General features: G+C 26.8%; 1 protein-coding gene. It reads left to right on the top strand.

Features of this window, described 5'->3' with window-relative positions; genetic code table 11:
• The coding region (locus GQV94_RS07615) for a DUF2920 family protein (protein ID WP_200170441.1) at nucleotides 1–719 on the top strand (719 nt) is incomplete at its 5' end.
• Between the last annotated feature and the right edge of the window lie 17 nt (nucleotides 720–736).

Below are 736 nucleotides of genomic sequence, written 5' to 3'. Positions count from 1 at the left end.
ATGGCATTATGGCAGCAATTGATCATATCAATGCCTTAAAAGATATAGTTAAAAACTATCCTGAATTTGCAAATTTACCTAAAATTTATGGGGGGGGGTCTTATGGTGGATACTTATCTTTGCTTATAGCTAAGATTGCCCCTTGGTATGTGGATGGGGTGATTGATAATTCTGCAATTACTATGCCTCATATACGGCATATTTTAGGAAGAGAAACTGAAATTCCTGAATTTGCATTTACTAGGGAAAATGTAGATTTAAATTGTTATGTAAAAAAATATTGGACACGCAATATAAATTCACCTTTTTATTTAAATGATGATAATTATATTATTAGATCTATCTTAAATTCAAATCATCTTTTAATCCAGCAAAAATTAAATCCTAATATAATCTATATTCATTATCATAGTGCAAAAGATATTGGTGCTCCTGCTAAAGATAAAATAGAACTTCATAAAATCTATAAAAACCTAGGCTTTGATACAACTTTACATTTAATAGAGAGTGAAGATCAAATAGATGGAAAATTAATTAAAAGTTTAGAACACGGATTAAGAATGACTGATAAGGCTTTATTTAGACAAGAATTACCTATAGTATTAGAAAAATTAAAAAATAGAAAATCTTTTATGAGAGAAAATTTTATTTCTTATCCTTGTAAAGAAAAGGTTTTTACCTTTAAAGATAAAGAAGATAAATTTGTTTTAGAGTTTTAGAGTGGTTAAAATTAATA

Source organism: Campylobacter sp. TTU_617 (assembly GCF_016599045.1).
GTDB lineage: Bacteria > Campylobacterota > Campylobacteria > Campylobacterales > Campylobacteraceae > Campylobacter_D.
The sequence above is the reverse complement of the archived record's forward strand: the minus strand, read 5'-3'. Positions and strand labels throughout refer to the sequence as shown.